Below are 2,547 nucleotides of genomic sequence, written 5' to 3'. Positions count from 1 at the left end.
TCAAAACCGCGCAAACAGGCCGGACACATGACTGCTTCTGACAAAGGTACCGATCATCTCAAAAATGTCTTGCAAAGCAGGAGCCATCCACACATGCCGTTCGCTGCTAGCACAAAGTGCCGAGCAAGAAGAGGGATCCGTTAGCCACTCGCAGGGTCAATCTTGACACCGAAGCGCCGAACCCTCCTTGCGTTTATCCTTGATGCCTTTCCTATCTGCTCAAGCGCACTTATAGTTTTTTGGGTGACGCGAGACATTTCGTCTGTCGAATTAACAATACGCCGAAAGCTTGTCGCGTTTGCTAACAGTTTCCGTAGCTCTTCGCCTTCACTCCCTTTGAAAGTTTCATAGTACTTTTCGACAGGCGCGTCCGCAAGAAATGCCAGGCGTTCGGAGTTCCATCCGTCGCCAACCGACAATAGCGTCTCCTTGAAGTCAAGGACTTCAGAAAGTTCGTCACGCTTCTTGTCAAACTGGGTACGGAAGTAAGGGTCGATCTCACCCTCGATGAAGTGATTTTGGTCTAGATCGAAGAATGCCCTCCCCTCGTCCCGACCAGCAACATAGAGGTTGACCAACTCTTTCGCCTCGGCTTCACGGCCGAAGTCCTTAAGAATGCGAAATGTTCCCAGTGCGTTGGAAGGAGTGATGTGCTGGAAGTTCTTTTTGAACGAGGCGAATAGCGCGTCACCGACCTCAACTTCATTATCGCCAAACGAGTCATGGTATAATTGCCAAGCCTCGTTGAAGGAACTGTCAGCATTCTCCGAACTTATCCTTGCGTTGAATTCTGCAATCAGAGGGATTAATTTCTCAAGATCGAAGTAACCAGCAGCCACGCCGTCCATTAGAGTTAAGTCGAGGTCATCAGTCCAGCCGTAGCCGTATGCTTCTAGAAGTGGCTTCCACTGAGCGGCTTCAGCACCATTATCTTCGTCACCATCCTGGTCGAGCGCGAAAAACTTCCACGTCGATGTGAGGGACTTAAGGAACTCTGTAGTGGGCGCTTCGCCAGGCTGGTCGCGTGACCATGAGAACAAGATCACAGACGAAATGACGTTATCCTTGGTCTTATTTTCACAACCATCCAAATATTTCATGATAGACCGCGCAAATTTCTCAGCCCGCCGTATGGCACGAATGTTCGGCACACCAAGCGTGCGACACTTTTGGGCAATCTGCTTGGACAAATCGTCCGACCTTGTGAGAGCAATTGAAACTGCTTCAGCAGAGGTTGGCTTCATCGTAAGGGAAACGTCTACAACCTTCTCAAGGTGCGCCGACATCTGCTGTTGACCGTCCCTATCAAGTTCCTCGTCGTTCAAAATGATGATGACCTTGCATTTTCGTTCTTCCTTCAGGAACGAAGCGAAGCCAAGAATATCTTTTACGTTCAATCCATCTCCACGCCGCTCGACATCATCGATACAAACAATCTGCTGGGGGGAGTCCGCGACAGATAGCAAACTGATTATCTCTTCATCGGATAGGTTTGCGACTCCTGGGAGCGCCTTCAGCAGTTTTCCTCGACTGCGAAAATTAGCCATTTTCTGCAGACCTGCCAGCAACCCCTTTCCGCTGTCTTCTTGGCCGCCGGACTTCAGAGATCGCCGCCGCTCGAAAACTGACATCCGAAGATCGGAAATGTTGTTAAGACCAAAAAGCGATACATACGAGTAAGCCTCGAGACCTGCATGATCTGAGGTCTCCGCATCACGTAAGCACGTGTTCCAGAGGTGCGTTTTGCCCACACCCCACCCGCCCTGCAGGCACAAAACCTCTGGTCTGGTGCTTGTGATGAACCGTTCCACTTCGCCCTTGATCACTGCCAATGACATAGTGTTTTTCCCTTCAATTATTAGACCAGCTGTATTCGCCACGTCAGCCACTTTGGCCTCATTAAGGAAGCGTCAGTGCAAGCCTCACGCATCGATGCTGAATTTGTTCGGAAGTTAATATCGCATGCGCTTACGGATCATTGCCTCATTGTCCTGCCACTCGGCCTCCGCGATGTACTTGCGAACCATCTCACGCAGAACTCTCGCCATGCGCGGATGCTCGAACTCGCAAGCTTTAGCCCAGCCCTCGTACTGATCCGCCAACTCTCGCTCTTCCGCTCCGCCTATATCCCGCCAAGTCGCGCCGCGAGCATTGTAGCGCCCGATTGTGATGCCGCGCTCAATCTCGACGCTATACAGATCATTGACAGCCTCCCGCACAGGTTCACAAGGCCATGATCCATCTTCTGCCAAAGGGGCGTGTGCGAGGATTTCTCCGATCTGATAGTCAAGCATGGCGCGATGACCTGTCGGCTCGCTAATGCGCCTTGCCTCGATAATCCATTCCTTCAGCTTCTCAGCCTGGATGACACCGTGTTCATCGACCCCAGGTACTGAAGAAAGTGCATCAATAAAGGTATTCGCGTTTCTGGCAGTCGTCTTCTGCTCATCGCTAAAGCGTTTCGATCAAAGTTTGAATCTATGAGATTCCCCAAAACTTCGATTTGTGATTCACTCTGTTCGGGAGGATCACAGCATGCCAGCACCA

2 protein-coding genes are annotated in these 2,547 nt (G+C 51.0%); both read right to left on the bottom strand.

Annotated features, from left to right (window positions below; translation table 11 throughout):
- Positions 1 to 140: 140 nt before the first annotated feature.
- Positions 141 to 1,889, bottom strand: a complete 1,749-nt coding sequence (locus PPL9_RS09125) for a P-loop NTPase fold protein (protein ID WP_057462409.1) — start codon at positions 1,887 to 1,889, stop codon at positions 141 to 143.
- Between the two features lie 63 nt (positions 1,890 to 1,952).
- Positions 1,953 to 2,294: a hypothetical protein gene (locus tag PPL9_RS09120; RefSeq protein WP_057462408.1), complete on the bottom strand. Its 342-nt coding sequence runs from the start codon at positions 2,292 to 2,294 to the stop codon at positions 1,953 to 1,955.
- Positions 2,295 to 2,547 lie beyond the last annotated feature (253 nt).

Source organism: Pseudovibrio sp. POLY-S9, from assembly GCF_001431305.1.
GTDB lineage: Bacteria > Pseudomonadota > Alphaproteobacteria > Rhizobiales > Stappiaceae > Pseudovibrio.
This window is presented reverse-complemented; position numbering and strand designations above follow the sequence as displayed.

Excerpts from the sequence above, each read along its gene's own strand:
- PPL9_RS09120 (WP_057462408.1), bottom strand. The coding sequence starts at position 2,294 with ATGCTTGACTATCAGATCGGAGAAATCCTCGCACACGCCCCTTTGGCA.